The sequence below is a fragment of the Pseudomonas sp. 05N433 genome, assembly GCF_056396925.1.
Window position 1 is genome coordinate 25,088 of the sequence record NZ_JBFTML010000013.1, and the last position, 16,213, is coordinate 41,300.

Annotated in this window: 18 protein-coding genes; 12 read left to right on the top strand and 6 right to left on the bottom strand. The window is 59.0% G+C overall.

Annotation, left to right across the window (positions count from 1 at the left end):
- Window positions 1–166 precede the first annotated feature (166 nt).
- The 3 genes from brnQ (at window position 167) to AC1DIS_RS09425 (ending at window position 2,786) form a co-directional block, all read left to right on the top strand.
- Complete coding sequence (brnQ, locus tag AC1DIS_RS09415; protein ID WP_477744258.1) at window positions 167–1,480, top strand: branched-chain amino acid transport system II carrier protein; 1,314 nt, start codon at window positions 167–169, stop codon at window positions 1,478–1,480.
- Window positions 1,481–1,647: 167 nt separating this feature from the next.
- A complete protein-coding gene (locus AC1DIS_RS09420; protein ID WP_018925112.1) occupies window positions 1,648–2,385 on the top strand; it encodes a DUF599 domain-containing protein in 738 nt (245 codons plus the stop codon).
- A complete protein-coding gene (locus AC1DIS_RS09425) occupies window positions 2,385–2,786 on the top strand; it encodes an MAPEG family protein (RefSeq protein WP_477744259.1) in 402 nt (133 codons plus the stop codon). The genes AC1DIS_RS09420 and AC1DIS_RS09425 overlap by 1 nt, the downstream gene beginning before the upstream one ends.
- A gap of 76 nt (window positions 2,787–2,862) precedes the next feature.
- Here AC1DIS_RS09425 and AC1DIS_RS09430 read toward each other — a convergent pair whose 3' ends face one another.
- Window positions 2,863–3,108: a hypothetical protein gene (locus tag AC1DIS_RS09430; protein WP_064619386.1), complete on the bottom strand. Its 246-nt coding sequence runs from the start codon at window positions 3,106–3,108 to the stop codon at window positions 2,863–2,865.
- A gap of 156 nt (window positions 3,109–3,264) precedes the next feature.
- On the opposite strand from AC1DIS_RS09430, the gene AC1DIS_RS09435 reads away from it, so the two are divergent.
- The 4 genes from AC1DIS_RS09435 (at window position 3,265) to AC1DIS_RS09450 (ending at window position 6,972) form a co-directional block, all read left to right on the top strand.
- Window positions 3,265–3,741: a PaaI family thioesterase gene (locus AC1DIS_RS09435; RefSeq protein ID WP_111454373.1), complete on the top strand. Its 477-nt coding sequence runs from the start codon at window positions 3,265–3,267 to the stop codon at window positions 3,739–3,741.
- Entirely contained in the window at window positions 3,738–4,190 is a 453-nt protein-coding gene (locus tag AC1DIS_RS09440) for a PaaI family thioesterase (protein ID WP_019579626.1), read from the top strand. The genes AC1DIS_RS09435 and AC1DIS_RS09440 overlap by 4 nt, the downstream gene beginning before the upstream one ends.
- Before the next feature lie 81 nt (window positions 4,191–4,271).
- Window positions 4,272–6,176 (top strand): molecular chaperone HtpG, encoded by a 1,905-nt coding sequence (gene htpG / locus AC1DIS_RS09445; protein WP_064621333.1) that lies wholly within the window; start codon window positions 4,272–4,274, stop codon window positions 6,174–6,176.
- A 67-nt stretch (window positions 6,177–6,243) separates the two neighbouring features.
- Window positions 6,244–6,972 carry a dienelactone hydrolase family protein gene (locus AC1DIS_RS09450; RefSeq protein ID WP_086945838.1) on the top strand — a complete coding sequence of 243 codons (729 nt, stop codon included), beginning with the start codon at window positions 6,244–6,246 and terminating at the stop codon, window positions 6,970–6,972.
- Between the two features lie 93 nt (window positions 6,973–7,065).
- Here the strand turns inward: AC1DIS_RS09450 and AC1DIS_RS09455 are convergent, their stop codons facing one another.
- The 5 genes from AC1DIS_RS09455 to purM all read right to left on the bottom strand — a co-directional run bounded on the left by AC1DIS_RS09455 (window position 7,066) and on the right by purM (window position 11,057).
- Complete coding sequence (locus AC1DIS_RS09455) at window positions 7,066–7,953, bottom strand: pirin family protein (RefSeq protein ID WP_064619378.1); 888 nt, start codon at window positions 7,951–7,953, stop codon at window positions 7,066–7,068.
- 61 nt (window positions 7,954–8,014) lie between these two features.
- Window positions 8,015–8,431, bottom strand: a complete 417-nt coding sequence (locus AC1DIS_RS09460) for an OsmC family protein (RefSeq protein WP_007936063.1) — start codon at window positions 8,429–8,431, stop codon at window positions 8,015–8,017.
- Window positions 8,432–8,626: 195 nt separating this feature from the next.
- Window positions 8,627–9,340 carry a DUF3108 domain-containing protein gene (locus AC1DIS_RS09465; RefSeq protein WP_064619375.1) on the bottom strand — a complete coding sequence of 238 codons (714 nt, stop codon included), beginning with the start codon at window positions 9,338–9,340 and terminating at the stop codon, window positions 8,627–8,629.
- An 8-nt stretch (window positions 9,341–9,348) separates the two neighbouring features.
- Complete coding sequence (gene purN, locus AC1DIS_RS09470; RefSeq protein WP_018925121.1) at window positions 9,349–9,999, bottom strand: phosphoribosylglycinamide formyltransferase; 651 nt, start codon at window positions 9,997–9,999, stop codon at window positions 9,349–9,351.
- Window positions 9,999–11,057: a phosphoribosylformylglycinamidine cyclo-ligase gene (gene purM / locus AC1DIS_RS09475; protein WP_007936066.1), complete on the bottom strand. Its 1,059-nt coding sequence runs from the start codon at window positions 11,055–11,057 to the stop codon at window positions 9,999–10,001. Before purM ends, purN begins: the two co-directional genes overlap by 1 nt.
- A 384-nt stretch (window positions 11,058–11,441) precedes the next feature.
- Here purM and AC1DIS_RS09480 point away from each other — a divergent pair, with 384 nt between their 5' ends.
- The 5 genes from AC1DIS_RS09480 (at window position 11,442) to AC1DIS_RS09500 (ending at window position 16,085) form a co-directional block, all read left to right on the top strand.
- Entirely contained in the window at window positions 11,442–12,491 is a 1,050-nt protein-coding gene (locus AC1DIS_RS09480) for a DUF2066 domain-containing protein (protein WP_477744260.1), read from the top strand.
- A gap of 32 nt (window positions 12,492–12,523) precedes the next feature.
- Entirely contained in the window at window positions 12,524–13,597 is a 1,074-nt protein-coding gene (locus AC1DIS_RS09485) for an AI-2E family transporter (protein ID WP_018925123.1), read from the top strand.
- Window positions 13,598–13,827: 230 nt separating this feature from the next.
- On the top strand, window positions 13,828–14,532 hold the full coding sequence (gene hda, locus AC1DIS_RS09490) for a DnaA regulatory inactivator Hda (protein ID WP_007936072.1): 705 nt from the start codon (window positions 13,828–13,830) through the stop codon (window positions 14,530–14,532).
- Between the two features lie 214 nt (window positions 14,533–14,746).
- Window positions 14,747–15,382, top strand: coding sequence for a C40 family peptidase (locus AC1DIS_RS09495; RefSeq protein WP_064619369.1), 636 nt, complete (start codon window positions 14,747–14,749; stop codon window positions 15,380–15,382).
- A gap of 166 nt (window positions 15,383–15,548) precedes the next feature.
- Window positions 15,549–16,085, top strand: a complete 537-nt coding sequence (locus AC1DIS_RS09500; RefSeq protein WP_064619367.1) for a C40 family peptidase — start codon at window positions 15,549–15,551, stop codon at window positions 16,083–16,085.
- Window positions 16,086–16,213: the final 128 nt, after the last annotated feature.

Below are 16,213 nucleotides of genomic sequence, written 5' to 3' on the forward strand. Positions count from 1 at the left end.
GTGCGTTTGGTGGGCAAATTCGGTAGGCTAGCCGCCATTTTGCGTTTGCGGCCCACAAGGCTGCGGCGCGCTAAACGGGTCAGTCCTATACGGATCGACAGCATTTCCCTCACCCATAAGGGAAATCCCTCTCTAAATTCCGATTCAGTAGTGTGGTATTTCCTTAATGAAAGTGTTGAAAGGCCAGGACATCCTGGCACTGGGCTTCATGACATTTGCCCTGTTCGTCGGGGCTGGCAACATCATCTTCCCGCCTATCGTCGGTTTGCAGTCCGGGCCTAATGTCTGGATGGCGGCGCTGGGTTTTCTGATCACCGCAGTCGGTCTGCCGGTGATCACCGTGGTCGCCCTGGCCAAGGTCGGTGGTGCAATGGATGCCTTGAGCAGCCCGATCGGTAAAATCGCCGGTGGCCTGCTGGCAGCCGCGTGCTACCTCGCTGTCGGCCCGTTGTTCGCGACACCACGCACCGCGACCGTGTCGTTCGAAGTGGGTCTGGCGCCGCTGACCGGCGAGAGCCCGCTGGCGCTGTTTCTCTATAGCTCGGTGTACTTCCTGCTGGTGTTCTTCATCTCGCTCTATCCGGGCCGTCTGCTGGACACCGTAGGACGGTTCCTCGCACCGCTGAAGATCATCGCCCTGGCCGTACTCGGCATCGCAGCGTTCGCGTTGCCGGCCGGTAACATTGGCGTGGCTACCCCTGAATATGTGGCGGCACCGTTCTCCCAGGGCTTCATCAATGGTTACCTGACCATGGATACCCTGGGTGCGCTGGTATTCGGCATTGTCATCGTCAATGCGATCCGCTCCCGTGGCGTGGAATCGCCGGTGTTGATCACCCGTTACGCGATCATCGCCGGGCTGATTGCCGGTGTAGGTCTGGCGCTGGTTTACGTCAGCCTGTTCCGGCTCGGCTCGGGCAGCCATGAAGTGGCCGCCGGTGCCACCAACGGCGCGGCGGTATTGCACGCCTACGTGCAGCACACCTTCGGTTCGCTCGGTAGCGGTTTCCTCGCGGTGCTGATCTCCCTGGCCTGCCTGGTGACTGCGGTGGGTCTGACCTGCGCCTGTGCCGAATACTTCAGCCGTGTGCTGCCACTGTCCTACAAGACGCTGGTGATCATCCTGGCCGCGTTCTCCCTGCTGGTGTCCAACCTGGGCCTCACCAAGCTGATTGCGTTCTCGATTCCGGTACTGACCGCCATCTACCCGCCGTGCATCGCCCTGGTGGCCCTGAGCTTCTGCAAGGACTTCTGGCATGAGCAGGGTCGCATCGTCGGTCCGGTGATGCTGGTGTCGTTCATTTTCGGCATGATCGACGCTCTCAAGGGCGCCGGTCTGGCCGACTGGATGCCGACTCAACTGGCTCACCTGCCGCTGAGCGAGCAGGGCCTGGCGTGGCTGGTGCCCTCGGTCATGACCCTGGTGGTTGCCGTGGTTTGCGACCGTCTGCTGGGCAAGCGCGAAGAAGCGCTGGCTTAAGCCGCTTCATGACCCGCCACAAGCGGGCTTGAGCTACAAATGGAAATGCCCCGTATCAATCGATACGGGGCATTTTTTATGCGCGTGATGCAGTGTCTTTTTCCTTGGGTTAACGTCGAAGCACTATCCGCAGGTTTCATCATCGTCTACACATCACAAGGAACTGCATGTCGTTCATCCACGCCAATCTGATCCACATCCTCGCCGCGCTCTGGTTTGTCGTCTGCTGGGGTGGCTACACCCGTTACGCGACATGGAAGGGCCGTGACACCGCATGCCTGGCCAGTGTGCTGCACCTGTACCGCGAAGACTGGATGCGCCGCATGCTGTTGCGCGACAACCGCATCGCCGATGCCAGCGTGATCGGTAACCTGGAGCGCAACGCCTCGTTCTTCGCTTCCAGCACGTTGATTATCCTGGCCGGTATTCTCACGGTGTTGGGGGCATCCGAAAGAGCCGTGTCGTTGCTTGCGGATATCCCGATGGTGCAACAGGCTTCCCAAGGCATGTCGGAGATCAAGTTGTTGTGCCTGGCGCTAGTGTTTGTCTATGCGTTCTTTACGTTCAGCTGGTGCATGCGTCAGTACAACTTTGCGGCCATTCTCGTGGGTTCGGCACCGATGATCGGTGAGCGGCATGTGTCCGAGCAAGAGCGTAACGCCTTTGCTTCCCGAGCCGCCCGTGTCATCTCCATGGCGGCCAACCAGTTCAACTTCGGTCTGCGTTCCTATTACTTCGGCATGAGCATGCTGGCGTGGTTTGTCAGCCCCTGGTTGTTCATGTTGATGAGCGCCGGTGTCGTGTTGGTATTGTATCGCCGCGAGTTTCACTCCGACGTTCTTGACGTGATGGTCTATACACCTACAGAGGCGCCATTGCCTGAGCTGAACAAAGAGGCGGCTTGATGAGTATTCCATTCTGGTGTGTGTTTATCAGCGCCTTGTTGATTTTCGTGGCGCGCATGCCGGTGGCCAAGGCGATGAAAGAGCAGGGCGGTTACAACAATCACCTGCCGCGTCAACAACAGGCGCAACTCACAGGTTTCGGCGCCCGGGCATTGGCGGCCCACCAGAACAGTTTCGAGGCGTTCATTTTGTTTGCGGTCGGGGTGTTGATGGCGCACACCACGCAAACGGCGGGATGGCTGATCGATGCACTGGCGATCGCCTTCGTGATCGCGCGCGTTATCTACTTACTGTGTTATTGGGCTGATCTGGCCTGGCAGCGAAGTCTGGTGTGGTTCGTCGGATTAGTGTGTTCGTTGTTGCTGATGATTAGTCCGACTTTTAGGACTATTTTGCTCTAAGGACGCGTTTCGAGCAAAATTTCAGATAAAAGAAAACCCGCACTTGGCGGGTTTTCTTTTATCACTAAAAACGCTTTTAGTTTTTAGGTGCTTCTGGAGCGGCTTCTTTTGCCGCTGCTTCGTTCGATTCAGTCTGAGCTTTGGCAGCTTCAGCGTTTTCTTTTGCCGCCTCGTTCACTTTATCCTGAGCTTCGCTCATTTTTTCCTGAGCTTGCTCTGTATGTTGGGTGGCTTCTTGAGCTTTGTCCTCGGATTTTTTACCGCAAGCGGCGAGACCGAGGGAAGCGGTCAACATCAAGGCAATAGCTAAAGTCTTACGCATGGGGTGTTTCTCCTGATGGAAAATATTTACTGGCCTTTCGAGCACAGCGACCAGGGTTAAGTTCCTTAAATCATTCAGATATATAAGTTTGTTTTGCTACGGAACTTTTACTTAAGAGCCGGCTACTTCGCCCGGACACTAAGGAGCGTTTACCAAATGGCCGAAAACCCCGTTTTTGAGCGTGCGATGCGATTCCTGTCGGCGTTGCGCCATTGTCAGGTACTCGGCATGCGCCTTCACAGCGCCAGCAGCGAAGGACTGACGGTGATTCTGCCGTATAGCCCGCAGATCGTCGGCAACCCGCAAACCGGGGTGATTCATGGCGGTGCGCTGACCTCGCTGATGGACACCGCCTGCGGCATGGCCACCCTCTGCGTGCTGCCTGAGTTCGAAGTCTGCCCGACGCTCGACCTGCGCATCGACTACATGCATGCCGCCGAGCCACACAAAGACGTTTACGGCTTCGCCCAATGCTACCGAGTGACTACTGATGTGATTTTTGCGCGCGGTTTTGCCTATCAGGACGACCCCGAACAGCCCATCGCTCATGTAGTGGGCACCTTCATGCGCATGGGCAAGGGTCTCAAAGGCGCTAAAGGCTTTGGCGGCGCCATTTCCGGAGGTACGAAATGACCGACACGTTCAAGGAGCAGCTTCAACAGGCCCATGCTCAGGGGGACTACGCCGCGCTGCTGCAGCTGATTCCTTACGCCGAGCTGATCGGCGTTGAATGTTCGCGGGTAGGAGATGAGCTGCTGTTTCGTCTGCCGGCCAACAAGGACAACATTGGTAACCCTTTACTGCCAGCGATTCATGGTGGGGTGATTGCCGGGTTCATGGAGCTCTCGGCGGCGCTGCACCTGTTGATTTTCACCGGCTCGCCCGGTGTGCCGAAGATTATCGACTTCTCCCTCGACTACCTGCGCGCGGGGCAGTTTCGCGATACCTGGGCCCGATGCCAGGTTTGTCGTCAGGGGCGGCGGGTGGCAAACGTGGCGATTACCGCCTGGCAAAGCACTGAAGCCGAGCCCATTGCCACGGCCCGGGCCCACTTCAAAATCGAAGAGCCCTTGAAATCCTGATCTAAGCCCCCAACTCTGAGGACAACCCGCCGCCGACCCTCAAGGTCGCGGCCACTGCCATCTGATTGGAGTTTGATGACCATGAGTGTGGAAACTCAAAAGGAAACCCTGGGCTTCCAGACCGAGGTGAAGCAGCTGCTGCACCTCATGATCCATTCGCTGTATTCCAACAAGGAAATCTTCCTTCGCGAATTGATCTCGAACGCCTCTGACGCTGTCGATAAATTACGTTTTGAAGCGCTGGCCAAGCCTGAATTGCTGGAAGGCGGCGCTGAACTGAAAATCCGTGTGAGCTTCGACAAGGACGCTAAAACCGTCACCCTCGAAGACAACGGCATCGGCATGAGCCGTGAAGATGCGGTCACTCACTTGGGCACCATCGCCAAGTCCGGTACCGCCGATTTCATGAAGCACCTGTCTGGTGATCAGAAAAAAGACTCGCACCTGATCGGTCAGTTCGGTGTCGGTTTCTACTCGGCGTTCATCGTCGCCGATAAAGTTGACGTATTCAGCCGCCGTGCCGGCCTCGCTGCCAGCGAAGGTGTGCACTGGTCGTCCAAGGGCGAAGGCGAATTTGAAATCGCCACCGTCGAAAAAGCTGATCGCGGCACCCGTATCGTTCTGCACCTGAAATCCGGCGAAGACGAGTTCGCCGATGGCTGGCGCCTGCGCAACATCATCAAGAAGTATTCCGACCACATCGCCTTGCCGATCGAGTTGCCGAAAGAAGTGGCAGCCGCCGAAGGCGAAGAGAAGCCTGCCGTTGAGTGGGAAACCGTCAACCGCGCCAGCGCCCTGTGGACTCGCCCTCGCACTGAAGTGAAGGACGAGGAATACCAGGAGTTCTACAAGCACGTCGCTCACGATTTCGAAAACCCGCTGAGCTGGAGCCACAACAAAGTCGAGGGCAAGCTCGAGTACACCTCGCTGCTTTATGTGCCGACCCGTGCTCCGTTCGATCTGTACCAGCGTGAAGCGCCGAAAGGCCTGAAGCTGTACGTGCAGCGCGTGTTCGTCATGGATCAGGCTGAGTCGTTCCTGCCGCTGTACCTGCGCTTCATCAAAGGCGTGGTTGATTCCAACGACCTGTCGCTGAACGTGTCGCGGGAAATCCTGCAGAAAGACCCGATCATCGACTCCATGAAATCGGCGCTGACCAAGCGCGTTCTGGACATGCTGGAAAAACTGGCGAAGAACGAGCCTGAGCAATACAAAGGCTTCTGGAAGAACTTCGGTCAGGTCATGAAAGAAGGCCCGGCAGAAGACTTCGCCAACAAAGAAAAAATTGCCGGTCTGCTGCGTTTCGCGTCCACTCAGGGCGACGACGGTGAGCAGGTTGTAAGTCTGGCCGACTACCTGGCTCGTACCAAGGAAGGTCAGGACAAGATCTACTACCTGACCGGCGAAACCTACGCGCAAGTCAAAAACAGCCCGCACCTGGAAGTTTTCCGCAAGAAAGGCATCGAAGTGCTGCTGCTGACCGACCGTATCGACGAGTGGCTGATGAGCTACCTCAGCGACTTCGACGGCAAGAGCTTTGTCGACGTGGCACGCGGTGACCTGGACCTCGGCAACCTGGATTCGGAAGAAGACAAGAAAGCCGCGGAAGAAGTCGCCAAGTCCAAAGAAGGCCTGGTTGAGCGTCTCAAGACCGCTTTGGGTGAGTCCGTTGCTGAAGTGCGGGTTTCCCATCGCCTGACCGATTCCCCGGCGATTCTGGCCATCGGCGAGCAGGACCTGGGCCTGCAAATGCGTCAGATCCTGGAAGCCAGCGGTCAGAAGGTTCCGGATTCGAAGCCGATCTTCGAATTCAACCCGGCTCACCCGCTGATCGAGAAGCTCGACAACGAGCAGAGCGACGAGCGCTTCGGCGACCTGTCGCACATTCTGTTCGATCAGGCGGCCCTGGCGGCCGGCGACAGCTTGAAAGACCCGGCCGCTTATGTGCGTCGTCTGAACAAGCTGCTGGTTGAACTGTCGGTTTAACCACGTTGTATAAAAACCCGCTTCGGCGGGTTTTTTCATTCTGGTGCTTTTTTACTGGGAGTCAGTCATGAGCCAAATCACTGTTCGATCCGTCGCCTATCAGATCGACGGCCAATCGTATGAAAGCCGTCTGGCCTTCGATGCCGACCATAAAGGCCCGCGTCCGGGTCTGTTGATGGCGCCGAACTGGATGGGCGTCAGCGTCGGCGCCGAGGAGATTGCCAAATCGGTGGCATCCAAGGGTTATGTGGTGCTGATCGCGGATCTGTACGGGCAATCGGTTCGTCCGCAGAACGGCGACGAGGCAGGCGCGGCGATGATGCCGCTGAAGAATGATCGCGCCTTACTGCGCAAACGCATGCAGGCAGCCTTCGAACAACTGCAAGGGCAGGGCGAGGCGGCGGTCGATACCTCGAAACTGGCGACTTTTGGTTTCTGCTTCGGTGGTTGCTGCGCGCTGGAGCTGGCGCGTAGCGGTGCGCCGGTGAAGGCTGCGGTGTCGTTCCACGGTACGCTGGATACGCCGAACGTGAACGATGCGAAAAACATCAAGGGTTCGGTGCTGGTGCTGCATGGCGCTGCCGATCCGCTGGTGCCGAAAGAGCAGCTGCCAGCGTTTGAAGCTGAGATGAATGCCGCCGGTGTGGATTGGCAATTGCTGAGCTATGGCGGCGCGGTGCATTCGTTCACCGACCCGCATGCCAACGTGCCGGGCATGATGATGTATGACGCGAAAACCGCGGCTCGCGCGTTCACGTCGATGCATAACTTGCTGGATGAAGTGTTCAAGGGTTGATTGCTGCTCTCGGTCCGGACGATGATCGTTCCCACGCTCTGCGTGGGAATGCCTCTAGGGGCGCTCGCGGCGTGGGAACGATCAGCCTATCAGTTACAGGGGCGTTGGCGGGCTTCGGTGTTTCGGCAACTCAATCCGCTCACTTTCCCCCGGCACCGTCGGCCAATCCCCGGCCGCCCAGCGCCGACGTGCTTCATCAATCAACGCCGGATCACTGGCCACGAAGTTCCAGTTGATCCGTCGTGGCCCGTCCAGTGGCGCTCCGCCAAACAGCACGGCATGGCAGTCACTCTCGGCGAACAGCGTCATCTCTTCCCCGGCCGGCAGCACTACTAGCGTGTAGGGCTCCAGCAGCTCGCCATCAAGCTGCGCCTCGCCGCTCAACACATACAGCGCCCGTTCTTCATGCTCGGTGGGAATCAGCAGCGTGGTCGCCGTTTGCAGGTTCAATTCGGCATACAGCGTAGGCGAAAGCACCGGGACCGGTGATTCAAGGCAAAAGCCCTTCCCGGCGATCATTCGTATCTTCACGCCAAGGTTTTCGCTGGCGGGCAGCGTGGCTGCTGGATGGTGGCTGTAGTGTCCTGGGCCGTGCTCACGGTCCTTGGGCGAAGCCAGCCAGATCTGTAAGCCGTGCATCGTACCGCCACTGTTCTTCAAGGCTTCGGGCGTGCGTTCGACGTGGGCAATCGCACTGCCGGCGGTCATCCAGCTGACATCGCCGGCATTCACCACCTGATCGGAACCGAGGCTGTCCTTGTGCTGGATTTGCCCTTCGAACAGGTAGGTGAGGGTGGACAGCCCGATGTGCGGATGCTGACGGATGTCCATGCCTTTGCCCGGTGGATAACGGGTTTCGAGCATGTGGTCGAAAAACACGAAGGGCCCGACGTTGCGGCACTTGGCTGACGGCAAAGGGCGAAGGATCGGCTGGCCTTCGACATCTTCGGCGCGGGGGCGGATCACGAGCGGAGTGTTCATGGTGCGTTCCAGGCTGAGCGGGTGACGCAGGGAGCATAACCCGCTTGCGCAGCCGTTGCCGCTATTGGCTGAAGGCGCCTTCGGACAGATGAGTCTCGATGCTGACTTCAGAGGTGGTCATCAGCTTGTGTACCGGGCAGCGGTCGGCCACGCGGTGCAGCTCGTCGCGCTGGGCGTCGGTGAGTACGCCCTTGAGCGTGAGTTTGACGTGCAGGGCATATTTGCCTTTCTGCTCTTCACTGTTGTCGCGCTTGACCTCGACCCCGACGCCGGTCAGTGGGATGCCCTTCTTCTTCGCATACAGTTTCAGGGTCAGGGCCTTGCAGGCGCCGAGGGCCGCGTCGAAATAGTCATGGGGCTCTGGCGCGGTGCCTTCGCCACCGGACGACTTGGGAACATCGGCAAACAGTTCATGGTCATCGATCTGGACGCTGTGACGAAAACCTTCGGCGGAGACAGTATTGACGGTAACAGTCATGGGAAACCTCGCAGGGATCAGGAAAAGTCATTCGATCAAAAAAGACCCTGAATTTATAGAGTATTCCTTCACGTTCGCGTTCCTATTTCTTGCCGGACGATTTGGCCACAGCTCAAAGTTGTCATTGTCCTGTCCCCCGCTTAACGCCAGACGAAAAAAAGCCCCGCGTTTGCGGGGCTTTCATGTCGGTCCGGATCAGCTGCCTTTGACCGTCTTGCCGTTGACCGTACCGTCGAGGAGCATGATGTTGTACTCCTTGCCGTCGGTTTCGACCTGTTGCAGACGGACCAGCAGGTAATCCCAATCCTTGGCGAACCACAGCACGGTGATGCGCTTGCTTTGTGTCGGATCGCGCACGCGCTCGACCTTGACCGCATCGATCTGGCCTGCCTTGGTGTCGACTTTCTCCGAGCCCAGCACGCGGAAGTCATAGGTATCGACTTCGCCGGCATCGACGACCTGATAGCTCATGCTTTTCTTGCCGGAGGCCACGTCATGCTGCAGCGCCAGTTGATAGGTGGACTTGTCGACCATGCCGCGGTTGAGCGGGAGCTTGACGGCGTCACCGCGATCGGTGCCGGTGACCATCTTGTTGGTCCAGTCGAAATCCAGATCAGCCTTCTTGGCTTTGCCCAGGCCACCCCGTTCGAAGTGGTAGGACTGCGGCAGCAGCGTGTCCTTGTCCAGGGTCAGGGTGCTTTCTTCGGTCAGGCTGGCGATCATCATCGATGCCTTGAAGCTGAGTTTCCAGACGCCGTTGGCTTCCTTGGTCAGGCTGCGTTCGGCGGTGCCGCTCATGGGCAGTTGCTTCCAGTCGGCGGTGTAGCTGGCGGAGAAGGGATGAAGGTCCGCGGCCTGCGCAAACGGCAGGGCGAGCAGGGCGCAAGCGAAGAGCAGGGCACGACGCATAAAATCTCCTAGGTTCGAATCAAGTGGCCGCTGGCCGCGAGTAACTGTCCGTCCAGTAAAGCACCTTGTTCGCCGAGTGATAAACGGCCTTCGGCAAACCAGCGTACGGCCATCGGGTAGATCAGGTGTTCCTGGGTGTGGACTCGCTGCGCCAGACTCTGCGGCGAATCGTGCAACTCTACCGGTATTACTGCCTGTACGACCAGTGGTCCGCCATCGAGTTCCTCGGTGACGAAGTGCACGGAGCAGCCGTGTTCCGTATCGCCGGCCTCCAGCGCGCGCTGATGAGTGTGTAACCCTTTGTATTTGGGCAGCAGCGAGGGATGGATATTGAGCAGGCGACCCTGGTAATGGCGCACGAAGTCAGCGCTGAGAATGCGCATGAAACCGGCCAGTACCACGAGTTTGGGGTTGAAGGCGTCGATCAGTTCGATCAGCGCGGCATCGAAGGCCTCGCGGCCCTCGAAAGCCTTGTGATCCAGGGTGCGGGTGTCGATACCCGCGTCCCTGGCGCGTTGCAGGCCGTAGGCGTCGGCGCGGTTGGAAATCACCGCAGCAATGCGGGCCGGGCTGTCGCCGGTCCGCGTGCTGTCGATCAAGGCCTGCAAGTTACTGCCGGTGCCGGACAGCAGCACCACCACATCACAGGTCTGGGACATTAATGAGCCTTGAGGTTCTTCAGTTCGACCTGAGCCGCGCCTTCGGCAGCGGTGGCGATCTGACCGATGACCCATGGCTGCTCGCCAGCTTCACGCAGGACGTTCAGCGCGGTTTCAACGTGCTCTTGAGCCACGCAGATGACCATGCCGACGCCGCAGTTCAGCACGCGGTGCATTTCGGTTTCGTCGACGTTGCCTTTCTCTTGCAGCCAGTCGAACACCGCAGGGCGGGTCCAGCTCGCGACGTCAACCACCGCTTGAGCGCCTTTTGGCAGTACGCGCGGGATGTTGTCCAGCAGGCCGCCACCGGTGATGTGGGCCATGGCTTTGACGGCGCCGGTGTCCTTGATCAGCTTGAGCAGCGGCTTCACGTAGATACGGGTCGGAGCCATCAGCAGGTCGGTCAGCGGTTTGCCGTCGAGCTGGATATTCTCGATGTCGGAACCCGATACTTCGATGATCTTGCGGATCAGCGAGTAGCCGTTGGAGTGCGGGCCGGAAGACGGCAGGGCGAGCAGGGCATCGCCGGCAGCGACTTTCGAACCGTCGATGATTTCGGATTTTTCCACGACGCCGACGCAGAAGCCGGCCAGGTCGTAGTCTTCACCTTCATACATGCCAGGCATTTCAGCGGTTTCGCCGCCGACCAGGGAGCAGCCGGACAGTTCACAGCCGGCGCCGATGCCGGTTACAACCTGAGCAGCGGTGTCGACGTTCAGTTTGCCAGTGGCGTAGTAGTCGAGGAAGAACAGCGGCTCAGCGCCGCAGACCACCAGGTCGTTCACGCACATGGCCACCAGGTCGATGCCGATGCTGTCGTGCTTGTTCAGGTTCAGCGCCAGGCGCAGCTTGGTGCCGACGCCGTCAGTGCCCGATACCAGCACCGGTTGTTTGTAACCGGCCGGGATTTCGCAGAGGGCGCCGAAACCGCCCAGGCCGCCCATGACTTCCGGGCGCGCAGTGCGCTTGGCGACGCTCTTGATGCGTTCGACCAATGCTTCACCGGCGTCGATGTCTACACCGGCGTCCTTGTAGCTCAGGGAGGGTTGCTTGCTCATGATCCAGGCCTTTAGGGGGGATTCAGGGGTAACGACCGAGTTCAGCGGGCCTGTCGAAATTGATGAGGCAATTGCCTCACGCGCTATTTCGACACTACCCGGCTGTAGCCGGTCTGCGAAGGCGCGCGATTTTATCAGGCTTGAGGGGCAGCGGCCATCCTCGTGCCGACGGGCAGGGGCATATCGCGTTAAAAAAACTGATATTGCCCGTGTTGGCGACGTCCCACATGGCTGTATAAGGTACGACGTTAACCGTCTATCGTTATGACAGTGCGAAAACTTACCGCGATCGTGTGAATGTTTTGCTTGGGCCTGCGGTCACAGCCCTGGCTCAATCGTCTTCATGCGGTCTGTTCCAGCCGCTCTTGTCGTCAGGAATCTTCCATGCGTTTTCTTAAATTCTTGTTCGTGGGCTGTTTATCCGTGGTCAGCCTGGCCAGCCATGCCGAAACCGTCAAAGGCCTCTATCAAGTGCGCCAACCGGTCAGCGGCCAGACACCGGAGGAGCGCGACCAGGCGACTCAGCAGGCGCTGGAAACGCTGGTGTTGCGCTTGACCGGCGATCCCAAGGCGGCGCAAAGCCCTGGCCTTGCGACCGTGCGCAAAGACCCTCAGCAGATCATCAGTCAGTTCGGCTACGACGCCGGGCCACCGCAAGTGCTGAAAGTCGATTTCGACCCGGCCACCACCGAGCAGGCCTTGCGTCGTGCCGGGCTGGCCGTGTGGGGGGCCAATCGGCCGTCGATCCTCGGCTGGTGGTTGAACGATTCCACCGAAGGTTCGAGCCTGGTCGGCGATGGTCAGGCCAGTGCTGCGCCCTTGCGTCGGGCGGCTCAGCACCGAGGCCTGCCGCTGCGTTTGCCGCTGGCTGACCTGAATGAACAGATCGTCGCCACGGCACCGAATTTGGAAGGTGCCGACCCTGCGCCACTGCGCAGTGCCTCCGATCGTTACAATGCCGATGCCTTGCTGGCGGTGCATGCCCGTGAAGAAGGGGGGCAATGGCAAGCCAAGTGGCGACTGTGGCTGGGCGATCAGAAAGAGGCCGGCAGCGTGCAGGGCGCCGATACCGCCGCCGTGGCCGATGCGGTGATGCTGGCGGTCAGCGAGCGTCTGGCGTCGCGTTTCGTTGCCAAGCCAGGTGCGTCGGGTGAGCAATTGTTGGAAGTTCAGGGCATGAATCTGGAGCGTTATGCGACGCTTGGGCGTTTGTTGGAGCCTTTTGGCGCGCGTCTGCAAAGTGTCGATGGTGACCGCGTGCTTTATCGCGTCAACGGCAGTGCCGATCAGCTGCGAGCTCAGTTGTCCCTGGCGCAATTGCAGGAGGTTCCGGCCAGTCAGGTGCCGGCACCTGTTCAGCCGGTGACTGTGGGTTCTGCGCCGGCCGCAGCGCCAGCGCCTGCCCCGACGCCGCAGTTGCATTTCCGTTGGTGAGTTTTTTCTTTATATAGAAGCAGGAGTGGTACATGGCCGATACGCGGCGTTGGTTCTGGCTCGGTGGGGTGGCCCTGCTTTGCGCGTTTGTTTACCTGTTGCATCCGATCCTGACGCCGTTCCTGGTGGCGCTGTTGCTGGCCTATCTGTTCGACCCGCTGGTGGATCGGCTGGAGAAGCTCGGCTTGTCCCGGACATGGGGCGTGGTGGCGGTGTTCGCGTTGTTCACGATGGTCCTCACCACGCTGTTGTTGGTGTTGGTGCCGATGCTCGCCAAGCAGCTGTTTCGCTTGTATGAACTGGCGCCGCAGATGCTCGACTGGTTGCAGCACACCGCGTTGCCGTGGGCGCAATCGAAGTTGGGTTTGTCGGAGGGCTTCTGGAAGTTCGACAAGCTCAAGGCGGCGATCAGCGAGCACATGGGCCAGACCACCGACATTGTCGGCGTGGTGCTGAGTCAGGCGACGGCTTCAGGCCTTGCGCTGATCGGCTGGCTGGCCAATCTGGTGCTGATCCCGGTGGTGAGTTTTTATCTGCTGCGCGACTGGGACCTGATGATGGCCAAGATCCGCAGCTTGCTGCCGCGTGATCGTGAAGAGCGTGTCATGACCCTGGCTGGGGAATGCCATGAAGTGCTTGGGGCGTTCGTGCGCGGACAGTTGCTGGTGATGCTGGCGCTGGGTGTGATCTACGCCGCTGGCTTGATGATCGTCGGGCTGGAACTGGGGTTGTTGATCGGTCTGATTGCCGGCCTGGCGGCGATCGTGCCGTACATGGGGTTTGTCATCGGGATTGGCGCGGCGTTGATTGCCGGCCTGTTCCAGTTCGGTGGCGATCTGTATCCCATGATCGGTATCGTCGCGGTGTTCATGGTCGGCCAGGCGCTGGAAGGCATGGTTCTGACGCCGTTGCTGGTGGGTGACCGGATCGGCCTGCACCCGGTGGCGGTGATCTTTGCGATTCTGGCCGGCGGCGAGCTGTTTGGTTTTACCGGGGTGCTGCTGGCATTGCCGGTGGCGGCGGTGATCATGGTCCTGGTGCGCCATGTGCATGATTTGTATAAAGATTCGGATATCTACGGCGGTGTCGACGAGTCTGAGAAGTAAGGCCTTTTGATCGCTCGTCGCGGGCAGCCTGGTTTCACGCCGGGTTTGCCCGTATCCCTCGCGCGGCTGTCACATGCACCGCCAAAGAAACTGTCATAAAACCAGCACGTTAACGCAAACCTTTGATTTTGCTTGTGGTCTGTCGCATTGTGCCGTCAGCTTCACGGGTATAAACTTCGCAAACTTTACACAGAGGCCACTAACGGTTCCTTTGGAACTGTTCAGTCAGCATGAAACCGATTCAGCTGCCCCTAGGTGTGCGTCTGCGTGATGACGCCACCTTTATCAATTACTACCCAGGCGCCAATGCCGCTGCACTCGGCTATGTCGAGCGGCTGTGCGAAGCCGACGCCGGCTGGACGGAAAGCCTGATTTACCTCTGGGGCAAGCACGGGGTAGGGCGCACGCATTTGTTGCAGGCGGCTTGCCTGCGTTTCGAGCAGATGGGTGAACCGGCGGTGTATCTGCCGCTGGCCGAGTTGATGGACCGCGGCATCGAAATCCTCGACAACCTCGAACAATACGAACTGGTTTGCCTGGACGATTTGCAGGCGGTCGCCGGCAAGGCGGATTGGGAAGAGGCGTTGTTCCATCTGTTCAATCGTCTGCGTGACAGCGGTCGGCGTCTGCTGATCGCCGCCTCGACATCCCCGCGCGAACTACCGGTGAAGCTGGCGGACCTCAAGTCTCGGCTGACACTGGCGCTCATCTTCCAGATGCGTCCGCTCTCTGACGAAGACAAGTTGCGTGCCTTGCAGTTGCGCGCCTCCCGTCGTGGCCTGCACCTGACTGACGAAGTCGGTCATTTTATTTTGACTCGCGGTACTCGCAGCATGAGTGCGCTTTTCGAGCTGCTTGAGCGCCTCGATCAGGCCTCCCTTCAAGCTCAGCGCAAGCTGACAATCCCGTTCCTGAAAGAGACGTTGGGCTGGTAAAAGCCAGGTTTTTCGCGGGTTCCGGCATATTCCAGGCGTCAACAAATCCGCTTTCCTGCAAGGGAGCAGGCTGCGCAAAGGTTTAAAATGGGCTTAAGCGCTTAGATGGAAACGAGAAACCGATAAGTCACATAAAGATCGATTGAATTTGCAAATGAGATCGATAGCGGGCATAGTCTCGGCTTCTTTACAACTATCAGCCACGGTCGTGCCCATGCTAAATCGCTTCGCACCCCTCGTGCCTCTCGCACTCGTCACCCTGTTGTTCGGTTGCGCTGCTCACTCTCCAGTGTCCCAGCAAGAGCCACAGCATCAGGTTTCAAATTCAGTTACCGCGCAGTCTTCTTCCGTTCTTTTCCAGGAAGAGCTAGCAACCAATAAAGAACTGGCAGACTTCGCCGGGGGCAAGTCGTATCAGCTTCCGGTTCTGGCTGACAGCATCCTCGAACGTGGCATGTCCCTGATCGGTACCCGTTACCGTTTCGGCGGCACCTCCGAGGCAGGCTTCGACTGCAGCGGCTTCATCGGTTATCTGTTTCGTGAAGAGGCTGGCATGAACCTGCCGCGCTCCACTCGCGAAATGATCAACGTTGACGCTCCGCTGGTGGCTCGCAGCGCCCTCAAGCCGGGTGACCTGCTGTTCTTCGCCACCAATGGCCGTCGCGGTCGTGTCAGTCACGCCGGGATCTACGTGGGTGACAACCAGTTCATCCACTCCAGCAGCCGCAAAAGCGGTGGTGTCCGGGTCGATAGCCTGGGCGACAGCTACTGGAGCAAGACCTTCATCGAAGCCAAGCGTGCGCTCGCAATGGCACCGGCTGCAGCGCCTATCGTCACTGCGCGCCAATAAGCGGACAGTTTACAAGGCGAACTTAAAGTCTTACTTGAAGTTTGCCGCGTAGCCGCTAGAATCCTGATCTATTATTGATGGCAAACCGCCTGCGTTCTGCGCAGGCGGTTTTCTTTTCTGTCTTTGTGGCAGAAAAAAGCCGCAGCCAGATCAGGATGTTCTGTTTATGACGATGTCGGCCCGCCTCGCACTCATGTTCTTCGCTGCGCTGCTCAGCGCCTGCGCCAGCCGCACACCGCCACCTGCGCCGGTGGTTCGCGCACCGATTGTTTTCGGTTCTCCCCAAGCCTTTTCCCCTGCGGCAGAAGACGTGCTGTTTCGCGCGCTCGGTCTGGTGGGGACGCCTTATCGTTGGGGCGGCAACACGCCGGATTCCGGGTTCGATTGCAGCGGTTTGATCGGTTACGTCTATCGCGATGTCGCAGGCATTTCCTTGCCGCGGTCCACACGCGAGATGATCGGCATGCAGGCTCCCGACGTCGGCAAGGAAGGCCTGCAAACCGGCGACCTGATTTTCTTTGCCACCAATGGTGGCTCCCAGGTCAGCCATGCCGGGATCTATGTCGGCGAAGGGCGCTTCGTCCATGCACCAGCCACGGGCGGCACGGTCAAGCTGGACAGCTTGTCCAAGGCTTACTGGCAGAAAGCCTACCTGAGCGCCAAGCGCGTCCTGCAGCCCGAGCACTTGGCACATAATCCCTAGGGGTTTGTCATGATCGCTCTGGCGGAGTTGTAGGAGCGAGGCTTGCCCGCGAAGGCGGCAGCACAGTCAACATTKATATCGACTGACACACCGCTTTCGCGGGCAAGCCTCGCTCCTACGGACAGACT